At 68.7% G+C, this 18915-nt stretch carries 15 protein-coding genes; 6 read left to right on the plus strand and 9 right to left on the minus strand.

All coding sequences use genetic code 11. From position 1 onward, the window contains the following. Positions 1-91: 91 nt before the first annotated feature. Complete coding sequence (locus ACFO6Q_RS15790; RefSeq protein ID WP_380022062.1) at positions 92-646, minus strand: hypothetical protein; 555 nt, start codon at positions 644-646, stop codon at positions 92-94. A gap of 371 nt (positions 647-1017) precedes the next feature. Here ACFO6Q_RS15790 and ACFO6Q_RS15795 point away from each other — a divergent pair, with 371 nt between their 5' ends. After that, positions 1018-1254: a hypothetical protein gene (locus tag ACFO6Q_RS15795; protein ID WP_380022063.1), complete on the plus strand. Its 237-nt coding sequence runs from the start codon at positions 1018-1020 to the stop codon at positions 1252-1254. Positions 1255-1406: 152 nt separating this feature from the next. Here ACFO6Q_RS15795 and ACFO6Q_RS15800 read toward each other — a convergent pair whose 3' ends face one another. Beyond that, positions 1407-1955, minus strand: a complete 549-nt coding sequence (locus tag ACFO6Q_RS15800) for a cytochrome b (RefSeq protein ID WP_380022219.1) — start codon at positions 1953-1955, stop codon at positions 1407-1409. A gap of 11 nt (positions 1956-1966) precedes the next feature. Next, complete coding sequence (locus tag ACFO6Q_RS15805; RefSeq protein WP_380022064.1) at positions 1967-3043, minus strand: catalase family peroxidase; 1077 nt, start codon at positions 3041-3043, stop codon at positions 1967-1969. Between the two features lie 119 nt (positions 3044-3162). Here ACFO6Q_RS15805 and ACFO6Q_RS15810 point away from each other — a divergent pair, with 119 nt between their 5' ends. Both ACFO6Q_RS15810 and ACFO6Q_RS15815 read left to right on the plus strand, forming a co-directional pair. After that, positions 3163-3678, plus strand: a complete 516-nt coding sequence (locus tag ACFO6Q_RS15810; protein ID WP_380022065.1) for a sigma-70 family RNA polymerase sigma factor — start codon at positions 3163-3165, stop codon at positions 3676-3678. 25 nt (positions 3679-3703) lie between these two features. After that, on the plus strand, positions 3704-4456 hold the full coding sequence (locus ACFO6Q_RS15815; protein WP_380022066.1) for an anti-sigma factor family protein: 753 nt from the start codon (positions 3704-3706) through the stop codon (positions 4454-4456). A 10-nt stretch (positions 4457-4466) separates the two neighbouring features. On the opposite strand, the gene ACFO6Q_RS15820 is transcribed toward ACFO6Q_RS15815, so the two are convergent. Further along, positions 4467-5162: a hypothetical protein gene (locus ACFO6Q_RS15820; RefSeq protein ID WP_380022067.1), complete on the minus strand. Its 696-nt coding sequence runs from the start codon at positions 5160-5162 to the stop codon at positions 4467-4469. Between the two features lie 175 nt (positions 5163-5337). On the opposite strand from ACFO6Q_RS15820, the gene ACFO6Q_RS15825 reads away from it, so the two are divergent. The 3 genes from ACFO6Q_RS15825 (at position 5338) to ACFO6Q_RS15835 (ending at position 8820) form a co-directional block, all read left to right on the plus strand. Continuing rightward, a complete protein-coding gene (locus ACFO6Q_RS15825) occupies positions 5338-6762 on the plus strand; it encodes a nicotinate phosphoribosyltransferase (protein ID WP_380022068.1) in 1425 nt (474 codons plus the stop codon). A 105-nt stretch (positions 6763-6867) separates the two neighbouring features. Continuing rightward, complete coding sequence (locus tag ACFO6Q_RS15830; protein ID WP_380022069.1) at positions 6868-7881, plus strand: SPFH domain-containing protein; 1014 nt, start codon at positions 6868-6870, stop codon at positions 7879-7881. Between the two features lie 3 nt (positions 7882-7884). Continuing rightward, a complete protein-coding gene (locus ACFO6Q_RS15835) occupies positions 7885-8820 on the plus strand; it encodes a diacylglycerol kinase catalytic domain-containing protein (protein WP_380022070.1) in 936 nt (311 codons plus the stop codon). A 132-nt stretch (positions 8821-8952) separates the two neighbouring features. Here ACFO6Q_RS15835 and ACFO6Q_RS15840 read toward each other — a convergent pair whose 3' ends face one another. From ACFO6Q_RS15840 to ACFO6Q_RS15860, 5 genes are all read right to left on the minus strand, one after another. Then, the gene (locus ACFO6Q_RS15840; protein WP_380022071.1) at positions 8953-11112 is read right to left on the minus strand and encodes a TonB-dependent receptor domain-containing protein; all 2160 of its coding nucleotides are present in this window, start codon (positions 11110-11112) and stop codon (positions 8953-8955) included. 218 nt (positions 11113-11330) lie between these two features. After that, on the minus strand, positions 11331-12881 hold the full coding sequence (locus ACFO6Q_RS15845; protein WP_380022072.1) for a BACON domain-containing protein: 1551 nt from the start codon (positions 12879-12881) through the stop codon (positions 11331-11333). 13 nt (positions 12882-12894) lie between these two features. After that, positions 12895-13485 (minus strand): hypothetical protein, encoded by a 591-nt coding sequence (locus ACFO6Q_RS15850; RefSeq protein ID WP_380022073.1) that lies wholly within the window; start codon positions 13483-13485, stop codon positions 12895-12897. Next, positions 13482-15365: a hypothetical protein gene (locus ACFO6Q_RS15855; RefSeq protein WP_380022074.1), complete on the minus strand. Its 1884-nt coding sequence runs from the start codon at positions 15363-15365 to the stop codon at positions 13482-13484. The genes ACFO6Q_RS15850 and ACFO6Q_RS15855 overlap by 4 nt, the downstream gene beginning before the upstream one ends. A 398-nt stretch (positions 15366-15763) precedes the next feature. Next, positions 15764-18403, minus strand: coding sequence for a BACON domain-containing protein (locus ACFO6Q_RS15860; RefSeq protein WP_380022075.1), 2640 nt, complete (start codon positions 18401-18403; stop codon positions 15764-15766). Positions 18404-18915 lie beyond the last annotated feature (512 nt).

An 18915-nucleotide genomic window follows, 5' to 3' on the forward strand; every position in this document is an offset into this window, starting at 1 on the left:
AAGGTCGCGCGCCACATTGGAGAGTCGACGCCAGCCGTACGACGCGACTTGACGAAGCACTGTTCGGACCTGTCTGAAATTCTCACGACCATTATTCAGAAGTGCACAAACCATGTTTCGGCAACGAGGCACGGAGGCGCCTACGTTTGCACAGCATCCAGACGCATGACGTCAGAGCAACGATCAGCGTGGCCGCACCGATCGGATTGAACACGGGGACGGAAACCAACGCCGGAGGCGTATTCACACGGAACAGCACGACACCGATGTTAAGAATTTCCGGTCTACCCGTGAATTGGTCTTCGTAGACCAGGTCCACGGTCAGAGTGTAGTCGCCGCGCGGAAAGACTCCTATTGACCTCGTACCAGTCCAGACTGGTGGAAAGACGCAAAGCTCATCTCCAGGCTCATAGTGGGCACCAAATATAGCTATGCGGATTGCATTGCCTTCCCGCGTGATCTGCGGATAACCGTCTCGGCCAAGAAGTATGTCGCATATTCCACCTCGAACACCGACCGATATGGCCTCCCCAGCAACAGGATTCTCCGGCATAACCCACGGCGGATCGAAGAATGCCTGCGCGTTCTTCGCGAATAGAGTGGGAAAAGCGAACACCAGCGGCATCGCAATGCAGCGTACGAACATGACCTCTTCCCCAGGATCGGTCGCGTCGCAACTATACCTGCAGCCAATGGCAATTCAAGCTTGAAAGCTCGGGAAACTCGGGAAACTCGGGAAACTCGGGAAACTCGGGCATCTCACTGATTAACTTGCCTCGTATTTTCGCCACATTGCGCGAATTGTACTTATTCACTCGACCATGCACGTGAGTTCGCGCAAGCCAAGTAAGGTCGTAAGAATGGCTCGCTGTGGTCGTCTCAGACTAGCGCCGTGCTCGGCGCGTCAAGGCCAAGCCCTTCGGGCGCGCTGCGCGCGGCCTTGACGCACCTGCGCGCGGCGCTGTGAGGGGTTCGCCCACAGCAATCCACTCCGGATCGCGGGCGAAGAGAACAGCCATGCACAACACACACCGCGCACACAACGCCCCCGACGCACTCGCTCTACAAATCGCCGAACTCAACTACGCCCTCTCCTGCCACATCCCCGCCATGAAGCGCCGCGTGCGCATCTACACCGGCTACGGCTCGGTCGAGTTCTACGGCACGCAGGCGCGCAGGATCGCCGCACTGTGCGAAGGCATCCTGCAGCGGCGCTTGCAGCGCCTCGAACGCCAGAGCGGCCTGCTGCGCTGAGGCGTCGCGCCGGGCGGCTCCCTGCCGCCCGGCGTCTTTCTTGAGCCTGCAAAAAAATGGGGATCCCGCTTTCCGTGCGGACCGAAGCTTCGCCGCCTGCCCGCTTCAACGAGGCCGACCAACGAACGCTTGCGGACAACGATCGACCGGCGTCATTCCTCCCCACGCGGCGAACCGCGGCGCACGCGCCCGAGCATCGCGTCGAGCACGCCGTCGCGGCGGATCAGGCCGTGGTACAGCGCCGCGCCGAGGTGCGCGAGGATCGTGAGGAACAGCAGGTAGGCGAATGCGCCGTGCGCGGCGCGCAGCCAGGCGAAGGCGGTCGCGTTCTCCGGCAGGATCGCCGGCAGGCGCAGGTCGCTGGCGAGCATCACCGGATACCCGCCGGCCGACAGCATCGCCCAGCCGATCAGCGGCATCGCGATCATCAGCGCGTACAGCAGCCAGTGCGACAGCAGCGCGGCGATGCGCTGCAACGGCGGCAGGTCCGGCGGCAGCGGCGGCGGCGGATGACGCAGGCGCACCGCCAGGCGCACGATCGCCAGCACGAAGATGGCCAGGCCCAGCGGCTTGTGGATCGCCAGCAGCCAGGCGTGCCGTTCGGCGACGGTGGCGACCATGCCGACGCCGACGAACAGCATCGCCAGGATCAGCACGGCCATCGTCCAGTGCAGCACGCGCGCGGGCAAGGCGAAGATCATGGACGTATCTCTCACGGACGTTTCTCCTGCTTCGGCGTCGCGTAGCCGGGAATGCCGGCCTCCTCGCTCGTGCGGCGGCGATACGAATCGGCGTAGGCCGCCGAACGCGCCGCCAGCAGCGGATCGCCGGACGGCGCGATGCCCGCGGGCAGTACGGTCGGGTCGTAGTTGACGTCGCGGCAGGCGCCGTCGTCCTGCGCCTGCTCGCGCTCGAGCACCAGCGTGCCCGCGTCGATCTCGGTGCGCTCCGGCGGCCACACCTGGGTGGCGTCGTCGACCGGATCGCCCGGCGCGGCCAGCGTCACCCGCAGATGCCAGCGCTGCGGTGCCGCGGCGAGGCGCTGCTGCAGATCGCGCACGAGGTAGTCGTCGTCGCCCGCCGGCGCGGCGGACGCATCGGCGGCTTCCGGCACCACCCGCCAGCGCACCGCGTGGCGATCGCCGCGCGCGTCGACGAAATAGAACGCGTTGAGGCCGTAGTAGCTCTCGCTGACGAAACTCGCCGACGGCCTGGCCGTCTTGACCCAGGCGCGGAACGGGCCGGTTTCCGGATGCGCGTCGAAGAACGCGGCGAGCTTGGCCGGATCGGGCTTGCCGGTGGCCGGGTCGCGCTCGCCGGCGACGGCCTGGGCGAAGAACGCCTCGGGCGTGGCGACCGGAAACACCGGCATGCTGTTCATGCCGGTGCGCCACTGCTGGCCGTCGGGCAGGTCGAAGCGCAGCGCCAGGCTGCGGATCGGCACGCTGCTGTCGGGCGCATACGGATTGCCGCCGGGGATCGCGAAGCGGCCGATCACCGGCGTGCGCCCGGCGGCGAACACCGGCGCCGTCGAATACGCGCTCGCCTTGCCGTTGCCTTCGAAGTAGCCGGCCACGCACACGCCCTTGGCGTGGTTGCGGCGGTAGCCCGGATGCAGCCCGCCGTTGCGCTGCAGTTCGTCGACCAGGCGCCCGGCGGTGAGCCGGCCCGGCGTCAGCCAGCCGCCGACGTAGGCGAATGCCGCGGCGAGGACCACCACGGCGGCGGCGATCGCCGCCCAGCGCCAGCCGACGCCGGCGGGACGAAGCGGATCGGGAGAATCGTGCATGGGCGGCTCCGGTGCGGGGTGGACTTGCTGCCAGACGCCGCCGGGGCGAGTCTATTCCCTGGCCGCGGAATAATGGCGCGGCAGCGGCGTCCTGCAGGCATGACCTTCGCGCTTCCTCCATGACCGACCTCGCCTTCGACGACGCGCTCGGCGAACTGCTGCCGCGCCTGCGGCGCTTCGCGCTGTGGCTGACGCGCGACCTTTCCGCGGCGGACGACCTCGTGCAGTCGGCGCTGGAACGCGCCCTCTCCCGCCGCGCTTCCAAGCGCGACGACGGCGACCTGCGCACCTGGCTGTTCCGCATCGTCTACCGGCAGTTCCTCGACGGCCGGCGCCGCTCGCAGCGCTACGCGCGCTTCCTCGAACGCTTCCGCAGCGTCGACGAGCCGGAGAGCCCGTCGGCCGAGCGCGATGCGCTGGCGCGGTCGGCGCTGGCCGCGTTCGAGCGCCTGCCGGCCGAGCAGCGCTCGCTGCTGCTGTGGATCACCGTCGAGGGCTTGAGCTACCAGCAGGTGGCCGACATCCTCGAGGTGCCGATCGGCACCGTCATGTCGCGGCTGTCACGCGCGCGGCAGTCGCTGCGCCGCTTCGGCGACGGCGAAATCCGCACGCCCGCGCTGCGGCTCCTGAAGTGAATCGAAAGAACCGATGCCTCCGTCCATGAGCCCGCCCAGCGAACACGATCTGCACGCCTACGTCGACGGCCGCCTCGACGGCGAACGCCGCGAAGCGGTGGAGCGCTTCCTCGCCCGCCATCCCGAGCGCGCCGCCGAAGTGGCCGCCTGGCAGCGCGACGCGCAGGCGCTGCGCGCGCAACTGGGCGCGGCGAATGCGCTGCCGGACAATCCCGCGCTGCATCCGGCGGCGCTGCGCGCGCGCGCGCATCGCCGCCGTCGCGCGCGCCTGTCGCTCGCCGCGGCCGCGCTGGCCTGCCTGTTCGTCGGCGCGCTCGGCGGCTGGCACGCACGCGGGATGCGCGCCGAGACGGCCGCCGCGCCGATGAGCGACGCGCTCGAGGCCTACCGGCTGGTGGTCACCGACGGCAGCGCCGCCCCGGATCTCGTCTCGCGCAGCGAGGGCGACCTGCAGTCCTGGCTGGACCGGCACTTCGCACAGGCGACGCGCCTGCCGGACCTCAGTGCCGCAGGCTTCCATCCGACCGGCGGGCGCCTGTTCGCCACCGACCAGGGCGCCGCCGCGATGGTGCTCTACCGCGATGCGGACGGCCACGCGATCAGTTTCTACGTGCGCCCGCCCGGCCCGCGCCATCGCCTGCTGCCGGAAGGACAGCGCAGCGACCGCGGCCTGCTCGCGCAGTACTGGTCCGGCCAGGGCTACAACTACGCGATGGTCAGCCGCGACGAGGGCGCCGACGCGCAGGTGGCCGCACGGGCGCGCCGGCGCGCCATCTAGGCCGGGCCGGTCATGCGGCGATCCGCCGGGCGTGGACGTGCAGCTCGTCGATCAGCGCGGTGAAGTGATCGAACACCTCGCTCACGAGCGCGAGATGCCGTGCGCGCAGCGCCGGATCGACTTCCAGCGTCACGTCGTTGCCGCCGTGCAGCGCTTCTTCGTGGCTGCCGTCGGCGTCGTGCTCCACCGCGAAGTGACGGGTTTCGGCGACGTAGTGCAGCTTCTGCCCGAGCGGAACCGGCGGGATCCGGTCGGCGATCCCGGCCATCGCCCTGCAGAAGACTTCCCCGGCCGCTTCGATGGCCTCGATGATGACCACGCGCTCCAGGGGATCGGCCCGCTCCGCCATCGACCAGAGCCGATAAGGCAGCAGGCGCGCGGCGCGGTTGTCTTCGCTCCAGAGGAAGCGCAGCGTCTCGGAGAACGGCTGGATGTCGTCCAGCCCGAGAGCGGCGAGATCGTCCAGGAACCACGGCCAGTGGTGGGTGTCCTCCACGGCCTGCCTCGCCTGCCAGCGGTCGTTCGGGCCGAGCGAGCGCAGCGCGTAGTGGTTCAAATCGGCGAAGGCCATGATGAAGTAGGCCGCGTGCTTGACGAATCCCAGGGTGCGCACGGGATCGTCTTGAGGGCTGTGCAGGAACTGGAAGAATGGTGCCTGCCGGAAGGTCTCGCGTCGCTCCTCGATGTGGTCGAGTACGGTTTGCATGATCGGCCTCCTGCCGCTGGTGGTGTCGATGGCTGCACAGGGCAGCGGCGACAGGATTGTTGCAATTCCGCCTCGGTACAAGTGCCGGGCCGTTCAGCCGCCCCGCACGTGCGGTGCAAAGATCGCCACCGGCGGACAGACCGCCGGTTCCCTGCGACGCGAAGGAGCTTCCGTCATGCAATGCCTGGACAACCTGCTGCTCAACACCGACAGCTACAAGGCCAGCCACTGGCTGCAGTACCCGCCCGGCACCGACGCCACGTTCTTCTACGTCGAGTCGCGCGGCGGCACCTACGACCGCACCGTGTTCTTCGGACTGCAGGCGATCCTGAAGGAATACCTGGCCAGGCCGATCACCCATGCCGACGTCGACGAGGCGCGCGACCTGTTCGCCGCGCACGGCGAGCCGTTCAACGAAGAAGGCTGGCGCTACGTCGTCGAGCGCCACGGCGGCCTGCTGCCGATCCGCATCCGCGCCGTGCCCGAAGGCTCGGTGGTGCCCACGCACAACGCGCTGATGACGATCGAGTCGACCGATGCGAAGGCGTACTGGGTGCCCTCGTACCTGGAAACGATGCTGCTGCGCATCTGGTATCCGGTCACCGTCGCCACGATCAGCTGGCACGCCAAGCAGACGATCCGCCAGTTCCTCGAACGCACCAGCGACGATGCGGAAGGGCAACTGCCGTTCAAGCTGCACGACTTCGGCTCGCGCGGCGTGTCCAGCGTGGAATCGGCCGCGATCGGCGGCGCCGCGCATCTGGTCAACTTCCGCGGCACCGACACCGTCTCCGCGCTGCAGCTGGCCAGGGCCTACTACCACGAGCCGATGGCGGCGTTCTCGATTCCCGCCGCCGAGCACAGCACGATCACCAGCTGGGGCCGCGAGAACGAAGTGGCGGCCTATCGCAACATGCTGACGCAGTTCGCCAGGCCCGGCGCGATCGTCGCGGTGGTGTCCGACAGCTACGACATCTTCCACGCGATCCGCGAGCACTGGGGCAGGACGCTCAGGCAGGAAGTGATCGACTCCGGCGCCACCGTGGTGATCCGCCCGGACTCGGGCGATCCGGTCGCCGTCGTGCACCAGTGCCTAGAGCTGCTCGACGAGGCCTTCGGCCACACCGTCAACGCCAAGGGCTACAAGGTGCTCCGGCACGTGCGCGTGATCCAGGGCGACGGCATCAACCCGACCAGCATCCGCGCCATCCTCGAACGCATCACCAGCGCCGGCTACGCCACCGACAACGTCGCCTTCGGCATGGGCGGCGCGCTGCTGCAGCGCCTGGACCGCGACACGCAGAAGTTCGCGCTGAAGTGTTCGGCCGCGCGCGTCGGCGGCCGCTGGATCGACGTCTACAAGGACCCGGTCACCGACAAGGGCAAGCAGAGCAAGCGCGGCCGCATGACCCTGCTGCGCCATCGCGAATACGGCGGCTACCGCACCGAGACGGTACCGCCGGAGGCCGCTTCGCTCGACGAGGTACGCAAGCCGATGGGCTACGACGACGCGATGGTGACGGTCTGGGAAGACGGCCGCCTCGTGCACGACTGGACCTTCGGCCAGGTGCGCGAACGCGCCGACGCCAGCCGGCTCTGATCCGCGCTTCGCGACGTTCCGTACTCAATCCTGCGACCCGGCCTGCCCGGGTCGCACGGGCGCCTGTCTCTTGCGCGGGCGCCCGACCTCCACGGGAGTCCACTCATGTTCGGTTTCCGCTACGTCAAATCCTCTCCGAGCCAGTACCTCATCCAGTACCGCAACGGCCGCATCCTGCGCGAGGGCACGGGACTGGCCTTCTGGCACTTCGCGCCGCAGTCGATCCTCGTCGGCGTGCCGGTAACGGCGATCGAGGCGCCCTTCATGTTCGAGGAGGTCACGCGCGACTTCCAGCAGGTCACGCTGCAGGGCCAGGTCAGCTACCGCATCGCCGATCCGAAGCGCCTGTCCGAACAGCTCGACTACAGCCTGGCGGCCGGCGGCCGTTACGCCTCGGAAGACCCCGAGCGCCTGCCGCTGCGCGTGCTCAACGCGGTCAGGGCCACCTTCCGCAACCTGCTGCAGGCGCTGGATCTGCGCGAAGTCCTGCAGGGCACCGAGCGGCTCTCGGCCGCGGCCCACCATGCCGCGGCTGCGGCGACCGGCCTGAGCGGCCTGGGCATCGAGATCTCGGCGCTGAACCTGCTCGCGGTGAAACCCAATCCGGAAACCGCGCGCGCGCTGGAAGCGCCGATCCGCGAGGAAATCCTCAAGCAGGCCGACGACGCCACCTATGCGCGCCGCAACGCGGCGATCGAGCAGGAACGCCAGGTCAGGGAAAACGAGCTGCGCAGCGAGCTGTCGATCGAGCAGAAGAAACGGCAGGTGCGCGAAACCCAGGCCGAATCCGAACGCGCGCTGCTGGAGAAACAGCAGCAGACGCAGGCGCAGGAACTGGCCGGCAAGGTCGAGCTGGAACGCCACAACGCAGACCTGGTCCGGCTGCAATCGGAGAACCGCAAGCAGGAAGCCGACGCGCGTGCGCACGGCCTGCAGGCCATGGTCAACGCGATGAAGGGACTGGACGCCCGCTCGCTGCAGGCGCTGCTGCTCGGACAGGCCAGCCCGGAGACATTGATGGCGCTGGGCTTCCAGAACATCGCCGACAACGCCGCGCGCATCGGGGAGTTCAACCTCTCTCCCGACCTGCTGCGCGAACTGGCCGGGCGCAAGGCGTGACGCATGGATCGCACCGACCGCAAGATCGTGCTGGTGACGCGCCGCACGCGCCTGGAAGAACTCGTGGCGCGCCACAACACGGTCGAGCAGGCACGCTTCCAGACCGAACGGCTGGGCATGGATTTCGGCGACTTCCTCGAAGAGGATCGCCTGCACCGTGCCGCGCTCGACGCGCTGACGCCGGCGCTGCAGGTCCACGGACGGCTGCAGCGGCTGGATCGCCGATTCCTGCCGAACTTCCTGTTTCCGCCGGACTGCCTGGTCGTCGTGCTCGGGCGCGACGGCCTCGTCGCCAACACGCTGAAGTATCTCGACGGCCAGCCGGTCCTCGCGGTGAATCCGGACCCGGCCCGATGGGACGGCGTGCTGCTGCCGTTCGCGGTGGACGACGTTTCCGCCGTACTGCCCGAGGTGATGCGCGGCCGCCGGCCCGTGCGCGAGATCACCATGGCCTGCGCGCGCCTCGACGACGGCCAGAGCCTGCTCGCCGTCAACGACCTGTTCATCGGCATGCGCGGCCACGCTTCGGCGCGCTACGAGATCGCCTTGGACGGACAGCGCGAACGGCAGTCCTCCAGCGGCATCATCGTCTCGACCGGCCTGGGCTCGACCGGCTGGCTGCGCAGCATCCTGACCGGCGCCTGCGCCGTGGCCGGGCGCGACGCGGACGAGGGCATGCTCGGCATCCGCCAGCACGGCTTCGCCTGGAACAGCCGCACCCTGGTCTACAACGTGCGCGAGCCCTACCCCAGCCGCACGACGGAAGCCGGCCTGGTGTTCGGACAGATTCCCGAAGGCGGAAGCCTGCGCATCCGCTCGCTGATGCCCGAGCACGGCCTGATCTTCAGCGACGGCATGGAATCGGACGGGCTCGAGTTCCGCTCGGGACTGGAAGCTACGATCGGTGTCGCGCCGCGCCCGGGTCTGCTGCTCGGCTGAGGTCCGCCCGGCCCTGCCGGACCTGCCGGGCAGCGCCCCGGACTTCTCGCCACGGACGGGCGCGCCGGAAGCGAAGCGCCGATCCCCCGGCTGCTTCGTCTTCCGTCGGCGCGCCCGCCGCTCGCGGCGGCGTCAGAACTGCCAGCTCGCCTCGCCGAACACGCTGCGGCCGATGCCGACCTGGGTCGTCGTGCCCGGGTAGCCGGGGCGGATCACCTCCTGGTCGAACACGTTGCGCACGCCGCCCGCCAGGGCGAAACCGGACCATGCGCGCGGACGCCAGCTGACGAAGACGTCGTGGGTCTTGAAGCTGCGGTCGATCAGCCACTGCCCCGAGGCGTTGCGCGCGGGGCGGTTCGGCGCGGCGAAGTACCAGTTCAGGCGCCAGTCCAGCTGCACGTCGATCGGTGCGATGCGGTAGCCGGCGGTGAGCAGCAGCTTGTCGGCGAACGCGTGCGGCACGTCGCTGCCGGTCTCCTCGTCGCGCACCTTCAGCTTCGAGTAGACCAGGTCGGCGCTCCAGTTGCCGTTGCGGAAGCTGCCCTCGACCTCGATGCCGCGGCGCTCGACCGAATCGAGGTTGCGGTACTGGTTGAGGCGGTCGCGCAGGGTGCCGCCGACGCCGGTGTCGCCGGCGATCGGCGTGCGCGGGTCGATGTCGACCAGGTCGATGAAGTCCTCGAAGTCGCCGCGGAACGCGTTGAGCTTGAACAGCAGCGCGTCGACGCCGGCGAGCGAGCCGAGATCGAGCGCGATGCCGCCCTCGTATTCGCGCCCGACCTCGGCCTTCAGGCCCAGATTGGGCACCCAGAACGTCCACGGATTGCCCGAGCCGGTCGCGTAGAGCTCGAACGCCGACGGCGCGCGGAACACTTCGGAGTAGTTGGCGAACACGCGCAGCCAGTCGTTCGCCTGCCAGCCCAGGCCCAGGCGCGGCGACAGCCGGTGGCTGTCGTAGGTGTCGGTGGATTCCTGCGGCAGCGGCTGGCTCAGGCGGCCGGCCTCGCGCTCGAAGCGGTCGTAGCGCGCGGCGGCCAGCACTTCCCACTGGCCGCGTTCGCCGAAGCTCATGCTGTCCTGCAGGTAGAGTCCGTAGTCGCGCGACTTGGCCGATGCGAGCAAGGCGTACTCGCGCGTGTACTTGTCGAACTGGTCCTCCTTGCGCGCGGTGGCGTCGAAGCCGAACTGCACCGTGTGGCGCACGGCGCCGGTGCTGAAGCGCGTCAGGTTCTGCGCGTTGACGCCGGCGTAGCGGTTGCGGTCGACCAGTCCGCTGTATTCGTCGATCGGCGGGAGATCCCAGATCCTGCGGTCGTACTCGGTGCGGTTGGCGAACACGTCGACGGCCAGGTTGATCCAGGAGCCGGCCGGCGTGTAGTACCAGCTGGCGGCGACGTCCTGCTGCGTGTGCGTGCCGGTGATCTCGGTGTCGGTCCACTCGGCCAGGTGCCACAGCGTGTTCCACGGGTTGCGCACGTCCATCTTCGAGCTCTGCAGCTTGAAGTGGAGCTCGTGGTCGGAGGCCGGCGCGTAGCGCAGCTTGAGCAGGCCTTCGCGCTTGTCGTTCTTCGTCGGGACGTCCAGGCCGCCGGCGAGCTGGTGGGTGCGCGCGTTGGTGCCGAGCGCGCTCAGCAGGTAGTCGAAGTTGCGCGCGTCGTTGGTGCCGAACACGTGGGCGGCGACGTGGCTGCGGTTGTTGTCGTTGTAGCCGAGCTTGATGCGCGTGCCGAACGCCTCGCCGTCGCGCAGCAGGTCGCGCGCGTCCTTCGTGCGCATCTCCATGACGCCGCCGAAGGCGCCGCCGCCGTGCACGACGCTCGACGAGCCGCGCACCACCTCCACTTCGCGCAGCATTTCCGGATCGACGCCGAACGTGCTGATCTGGTTGGCGAAGTTGAAGCTGCGGCGGGCGCCGTCGACCTTGACGATAACGCGATCCTCGTCGGCGAAGCCGAAGCCGCGCAGGGTGAAGTTGCGGCCGATGTCGCGGCCGACGTCGTAGTCGAGGTTGAATCCCGGCACAAGGTTGAGCAGGTCGATCACGGTCGACGCCTGCTCGCGCTCGATCACCTCGGGCGAGATGACGCTGACCGCGCCCGGATAGGAGAGCGCATCACCCTTGATGCGCCGCGCGGTGACGGTGATCTGCTCGAGCGAGGAGATCTTGCCCTCGGCGTTCTTGCGCTCGGATTCGGAGACGGAGGAGAACGGCGTCTCGACCTCCTCCTCCTGCGAGAAGGCGGCGGTCGGGAGAGAGAGTGCGATGGCGGTGAACAGCAGTTTCTTCGGCATGATGTCCTCGCGAATGAAAGAAGATTCGCTGGCGGACATCGGGCACGGCCCGGAACTGCTGGCATCGGATTGCGGGCCGTCGGGCCCGAAACGCGCGGCATCTTAGTGACGGCGGCGGAATGTGACAAGGCCGCGCGAGCCGCGCCGGCGCGGTCCGGAGCCGCGCCGGCGTGTGGAAATGCGACGCCGCCCCCGCGCATGCGGAGGCGGCGCGCGCCTTACGGCGCCGAGTCGAAGCCGTTGGCGAAGATCACGTCGTTCGGCAGCACCGAAGCGTTCACCGCCACTTCGATCACCGGGTTGGCCGGGTCGTTGCTGTGCACGCAGACGAAGGCGGAGTAGCTGCCCGGCGCGAGCGTGGCCGCATCGACGGTAGCGGTGATCTTCGTCGTCGCGCCCTGCGCGACGCTGCCCGATGCCGGCGCCGCGCTCAGCCAGGCAACGGCGGCGGGACTCGCGCAGGAGGTCGGTGCGGTGTCGACCGTATAGGTCAGCGTGCTGCCCTTCGCGCCGGTGTTGCTCAGGCCGAACAGGTCGCTGCCCGTGGCGCCCGCCGTCACGCTGACTTCGAGATCGCCCGAGGTGACCGTCGCAGTCGGGTCGGCCGGCACCGAGCCGACCCACGGCCCGAACGGCGTCAGCGTCGGCCCGGTCTTCTTGCACACCATCGAGTCCTGCGGGATGCAGTCGCTGCCGCTGCAGCCCGGCGGCCAGTCGTTGGACGTGGAATCGCGCACCGCCACGCGGTAGTACAGCGCCGGCCGCACGTCGACCAGGCTCTCGTCGTTGACGAGGTTGCCCGCTTCCATGTTGCAGATGAACAGGTCGGCCTGCGGATCGGATTCCACGATGTCGGCGTATTCGCCGTCGTGCTGCTGCGTGGCCATCACGTCGACGAGATGGAAACCGCGGCCGGACTGGTTCGCCGGCACGGTGTAGTCCTCGTCGCCCGGGGTCAGCTTGTAGCCGTTGCCGGTGGCCGGGTTGCGCACTTCCCAGGTCTTCGCCACGCCGCCCGGTCCGCCGGTGGCATCGCGCAGGTCGGAGAACTCGGTGGTCTTGTCGACGCCGTTGACGCTGACCGTGTTTGCCGCATCGTCGATGGCGAATTCCATGCGCCAGTAGTTGTGGTGCCAGTGCGTGACGTCGTTGAAGGTACCGTCGCGGTTGCCGAAGCCGAACGAGGGCTGGATGCGGCCGTCGTTCCAGAACGTCCAGCGCGAGGCGTACATGTACCAGTCGGCGCGATACTGCGTGGTCAGCACGACGTGGTCGCCGTTGTCCTCGATCGCAAACGGCGCACCGCAGGTCGCCGTGGCGTTGGGATAGCCGGACAGCTGGTACGGGCAGATCTCGTAGGACATGGTCGGGTCGTGGGAACGATCGCACGAGGCGATCGCCGCCGGCGGATCGACCGAGACGCCGAGCTTGTTCTGCACCGCGCGGTCGGCGAGCAGCGGCGAATCGTCGTTCTTCCAGTCGCGATAGCAGTCGCCGCCTTGTTCGTCCTTGTACTCGGCGAACAGCATCGGCGCGTGCGCGCGCACGAACACGAGGTGCCCCTTGAAGTAGACCTTGCGCAGTTCCATGCCCGAACCGATGCCGCCCACGCTCTCGCTCGGCGGCAGCCAGCACATTTCCCAGATCGGGTCGGTCGCCGGCCAGCTCAGTTTCGTTTCCGGACTCGTGCAGGTCGGCGAACCGGCGTGGGCGACGCCCCAGCCGGCGAACAGCAGCAACAGCGGCAAAGCGAGCTTGCGTGAACGCATGACCTAATCTCCCTCAGGGTTTGGTGGACGTCTTCTCGTCCGACGGGCGATAGAACGGATACACGACGCGATCGCTCTGCAGATCGACGATCGAATGCGAGACCGCGGTATTGCCGCCGTCGGCGGACGCGATCGCATGGATGCAGCGCGTCCTGTCGCCGCAGTACGGGTCGCCGGGCTTGCGGTAAACGAAGCCGCCGGCCCAGACGACGACGCCGGGCCTTTCGATGAGCGGCTTCAGCTCGGGCTGCTCGCGCACCAGCACCTGCACGCGCTCGCGCTCGGCCTCCGTCAGCGGCGGTTCCTCACCCGTGACCCGCTGCGTCTTCAGCAGCGCTCCGCTCTGGTCGAAGGTCTTGCGCAGCGCGATGCCCTGGTCGTAGTCCCAGCCGTATTCGACCTGGAAGCGCTGCTCCTTGCCGTCCTTCCACGAGAAATCGCTGTGGCGGCGGCCGACGACGTAGCCGTGCAGACGGCCCGCCCCGGCGACGTCCTTGGTGGTGCCGGCGTCCGCGGCGGATCGTTTCACGCGCGCGGACTGGCCGGCGCAGGCGGTGCACAGCGCCGCGAAGAGAAGTACCGGGATGCGGGTGGAAGTGTTCAAGGCGTGCGCTCCTGCGCGGTGACGGCAGCGGCGCTGACGACGGGTGCCGGCGGCGACTTGCCGTAGCCCGGCTGGTCGGGATCGTCGGCGGCGTTGTTCCACAGCTGGTAGACGAATTCGCCGCGGCTGCGTTCCTGCGGGCCGACGGCGAACGGCCGCTCCGGACTGCCGCTGCACATCGCGTTCTCGCCCGGCGTGGCGTTGAGCACCGCCTGATCGCGCAGGAATTCGATGTATTCGCGGCTGGAGGTCTGGTAGTACAGCGTCGCGCTCGCGGTGAACGGCGGCGTGGTGCCGGCCGCCAGCGGGAAGCTGTAGTCGGCGCGATCGAGGTTGACCAGCACGCCCGAGCCGGGCGAGGTTTCCGGGTAGACGTGGCCGACCGGCGCGGCTTCCTCGCCGTCCGGATCGTCGCCCGCCTTCGGACGGAAGCCGAGCGGCGGAATGCGGTTGTCCTTGGCCACGCAGTTGTTGAGCACGAAGTGGAACTGCTTCTTGCCGCCCTGCTCCACTTCGCAGGCCTGCGTGGTCGCGTTCCAGATGCCCTGCAGCGCCTCGTAGACGCGCGCCTGCGGGTCCTGCGTCAGCGTCGCGCTGGTTGCGTCGTATGCGCCGCTCTCGGCGACCAGCTGGTTGTTCGCATCGCGCACCTGCACGTTGATCCACATGCGGCGGCCCTCCGCGTAGCCGGTCGGCAGCTTGTGGCCGGACAGGTTGGTGATCTCCACGCGCACGCCGAGCGAGCCGGCACTCGCGCCGGTCGGCGGCTGGTACTTCGTCGTGGTGGCGCTCAGCGCGGCGCTGGACTGCAGCATCGCCTGCGCGGCGGCGATGGTGCGGTCGAAATCGGCGGGCAGGCTGCTGCTGATCAGGCCGGCGTACTCGCCCTTGATGATGGCCGGCACCCAGGTGTTGGCGCCGGCGAATTCGTGCATCGGCAGGTTGCCGGTGCGCGAGCCGGCCGGATTCTGGCGACAGGCCGCAGCCTCTTCGGAAATCGACGAAGGCATGTGGCAATCCTGGCAATGGCGTGCGCCGGCGACCGCCGGAGTGCCGGGTGCACCGTCGCCCAGGCCGTCGCGGAAGATCGCCTCGGCGAACAGGCTGCGCTTCCACTCGGTGTAGGTGCGCTCGATCGGGAACGGCCGGCCGCTGTCGCTGCCGTCGGCGCGGATCAGCGTGCGCAGCGGCCCTTCGTCGGTGTCCGGCGTGGTCACGTCGTGGCAGCTGCCGCACAGGGCGGAATCCTTGTGGTAGCTCGAATACACGTAGCCGTGCGGTGCCTCGAGCGGATCGTTCTCGGCGTACGCGTACGGCCCGCGCCGGCACGGACCGGCGTAGGTGCCGCCCGACGGCGTGGTGCAGCTGAGCGCGTCGTCGACCCAGGTGTTGCCGTTGCCGATCGCGACCGTTTCTCCCTGCGGTCCGGCCGGCATCAGGCGGTGGCAGTACTGGCAGTCGACGCCGCTGTAGTCGTTCGACTTGCCCTCGCGCTCGGCGTAGTTGCCGAGCAGGCGGCAGCCCTTCTCGCCGTCGGCTGCGGGCGGATTGCCCTCGGCGTCCTTCACCACGCGCCCGCTGAGCCAGCCGCGCGGCGTGTGGCAGCGCAGGCAGTAGTCGCCGACGCCGTCCTTGCCGATGCTGGCCGCGTCGTGATTGGCGACGTCGAGCGCAGCCCAGAACAGCGGATCGCGCACCGCATTGGCCATCATCGAACCGCTCCAGGTCGAGTGCGGCATGAAGGTCGACTGCACCGGCGGCACGCCGCGATGGCAAGACGAGCAGCCGGTCGGATCGATCAATGCCGACTGCAGCCCCGGCTGCGTGCCGTGCGGCGTGAAATCCAGCGCCTGCGCACCGGCGCAGGCGAACACGGCCACGGCGGCGAACAGCAGCCTGGCGCACCGCCGAAGTCGACGGTGCGGTTTTGTCTCGGAACCACGGGCGGCGCTCCCCGGGAGCGCCCACTCACGCATGATGCGATCGACCTGTTTGCATGTCTTCGGCTCCCCAGCCGTGCGAAATCCAGCAGTGACCGTACGACCGTCGCGACTGCGATCGCCCGCACGTACTGGCGGCCCGACCGCCGCGGCGCATCCGGCATTCTGCACTCCGCCGGCCGCCGCACGAAAGGGCCGCGGCAAGGTAGCAATGCCGGGCGGGGAAAGGGACTGCACAAATCCGGCACTTCGTCTTGCCCGGCGTCCGCGTTCCGTCGGAAAGGCGAGGCCTCCCTGCGGAGGCCTCGCCCTCTTGCGGATGACTGCCGAAGGACTGCTCAGCGCCGGCTGGAACCCTCCGCCTCGTCGATGGTGATGTCGTCGACGAAGCAGTTGCCGTCTTCGGCACCGGTGGTGGTGTACTCGAACCGGATCTCATGCGCGGCGTCGTCGGCGTAGTCGCTCAGATCCACCGACACGTTGGTCCAGTCCGCATCCACGCCGTTGGCGACGATGTCGGTCGTCGAGACCGCGGTGCCGTCGACCGAGATCGTCAGCGTCGCCGTGCCGTCCGGGGCCTGGTCGACGAAACGCCAGTAGTTCAGCCAGCGCGGACCGCCGCTCGGAATCGTCACGCTCTGCGACCATTCCTGCGTCCCCGCGGCATCCCAGCCACCGCCCCAGGCCGCAAAGCCTTCTCCGCCGTGCCCCACCGGATTGCCCAGGCCGGAGGTTTCGTAGAAGGGAGTGCCGCCCCCGGTATCGTTGCTGTCGCTGCCTTCCCAGAACGGATTCACTTCCGTGTTCCCCGGCGTGGCCTCGAAACCCGGATCCTGCACCGGCTGCTCGAACGGGCCGACTTCCTCGCCGTCGAAGCCGTCGCAGAAGATCGTGTCCTTCGCCGAGCACGGATCGCCGCCCGTGGTCGCCTCGACCGTCACGTCGACCGGCACCGTCACCAGCGGCGTGGCCGCATCGTTGCTGGTCACGCACAGGTTGGCCGAATAGCTGCCCGCGGCGAGCGCGGAAGCGTCGACCGTCACGGTCGCATCGGCCGAGGCGCCGCCGGCCAGCGAGCCGCTCGCCGGCGTCACGCTCAGCCACGGGACATCGCCCGGACTGTCGCAGGCGGCCGGCGACGAACCGCCGCCGATCGCCATTGCCACGAGCTGCGCGCTGTCCTGCGCGGCGCCGACCGCCGTGGCCACACCAGTGGTGACGTCGACGGTGAAGACGCCGATACCGGCGTTGGCGAAGTACAGCGTGCCGCTCGCCGGGTCAAAGGCCAGGCCCGAGAGATTCGTCACGTTGACGCCGAGGGAGCCGATCACCGCCGTGTCGCCGGTGGTCTTGTCGATCGAGATCAGGCTGTCGCCGGTCTGCAGGGTCCCATACAGATGGCCCTGCGCGTCGGCCGCGATGGCGTTGATGGTGTCGCCGACGGCTGCACCGGTGATCGCGGCGATCAACGTCGTGGCGCCGGTGACGGGATCGACCGTCGACAGTTCCTGGTCGCTGGTCGGGCCGATCCAGTACAGCGTGTTCGTCGACGGATCGGCCGTCATGCCCCAGACGTCGCCGCCGCCAGCACTGCCCGAAATCTCCGTCGCAGCGCCGGTGGTGGTGTCGACCGAGAACAGTCCGCTGTCGCCGAGCATGTACAGCGTGCTGGTGTCGCCGTCGAGGAAGCCTGCACCCCAGAACGGTTCACCGTTCGCTGGGCCTACGGCCGTCAACGTGCCGGGCGCATTGAAGTCGAGCGAAACCAGGGTGCGCGTACCGGAAACCTGAGCGAAGCCGTTGACGCCGCTGCCGAACGCAATCGCCGCAGCCGGTGCCGCGAATGGCGAGGCAAGGCGAGGTGCGAGCTTGGGCTCGACGCCGTCTGCCTGGCCGACCGGCGTGACCTGGCGTCGATCCAGCGGGAAGTGACCGCGCGCCGCGTCGAAGCTCCGCTTGGAGGCGTGCGCGTGGCGCGCGGGCGCCTTCGCCGGCGCTTCCGCGATCGACCAGGTCAACGTGCCGCCGCCGGTGTTGGCGACGGTCAGCGTGCCGGTTCCGGTGGCGCCGGCGTCGACCGAGATCGCCAGCGGCGACGGCGTCACCGAGATGGCCGGTGACGCCTCGCCCGCCGCGAAATTGGCGATGACCGTGCAGTCCGCCGTCACCGCCGTCGTGGTGTACACGTTGCCGGCGAGCGAGCCGCCGCAGGTGCCGCCGACGGCATCGACGTGAAAGCCCGAGTCCGCCGTCAGCGTGAAGCTGGCGGTGGCGCCGGAATTCACCGTCTGCGGCGTGTCCGGCGAAATCGTGCCCGACGGCGTGCCGACGCTCGGCGTCACCGTGAAGGTTTCGACCGGACCGATCGTGATCGGGTTGCCGTCGCCGTCGTAGGCGTAGTCGACGATCGTCGCCGGGAATCCGCTCGGAGCGGTGGTGGTCACGTGCACATAGCCGTAGCACACGCCGCCGGCGACCGGATTGGCCAGGCGGCCGTCGCAGTTGAACTTGAAGCCGATGTAGCCGTCCGCGCCTGCAAGCCAGCCTGCCGCAGCCTCCTGGTCGCCGTCCTTGAACGTCGAGGAAGGGCCGATCACCGCTCCCGACTGCAACAAGGAGAACTTTTGATCGGCGTCGACGACGATCTCGTCGCCCTGGTCGTCGACCGCGAACAGGTCGAACGTCGCGTTCCCCGTTCCCGAGCCCCAGAAATTCAGGTCCCAGTCGCCGTTGATGGGGCCGCCGTCGTCGAACACGCCGGTGACCCAGTTGATCGTCGTGCCGTCGAACGTCTGCGGCACGGACTTGTTCAGCGCCGGCGACTGATAGATGCCGTTGCCGGCACCTTGGGTCGCGGCCGGGCTGGCCTGCACCGGCGCCACCAGACCGGCGCCGGAGGCGAAGACCGCCCCGGCGACGGCCACGGCCAGTCCGAGCGACTTCGACCATGCGTTCGCTCGCTTGCTTCTCTGATTCATCGACATGCGGTGATCCCCAGTTGATAGGTCCGCAATCGCGTCAGCCGTCGGCGGCGACGCGACCGTTCGTTCGGGAGATCAGCCGGCACACGTCATCCAGGCGCGACTGCCTGTCGCTGCCCGCGCGCGGTTACGCGCCTGACGTATGAATTCCGGTCCTGCGGCGGCAGCCGTCGATCCCCGGTTCTTCGATGCCCCGCACCGCCCACCCTGCAGTCCGGACATTCCCTCGAGCGTGCCTCGGCGATGGCGTTCGTCCGGCGAACGAGAAGCGGGAGCATTCGATCCGCCGGCGAGAAAGCGGATCGAATGGACGAGCGATCCCGCTCCGTTCAGGACCCTGCCCTTCGCGGAGTGCGACTCGATGAAATGAACGACATCGCGATCGATAATGACATTGCATAAGCGCGCACGGCACTGGACAAATGCACGCAATCATTCAGTGCCCCGTATCGATGCAAAGCAGCCGTGCCGCGGACTGCGTTTGGAGAGGCCGCATTTTTCTGGAATCA

Origin of the sequence: Dokdonella ginsengisoli (assembly GCF_042652785.1) — a bacterium.
GTDB lineage: Bacteria > Pseudomonadota > Gammaproteobacteria > Xanthomonadales > Rhodanobacteraceae > Dokdonella_A > Dokdonella_A ginsengisoli.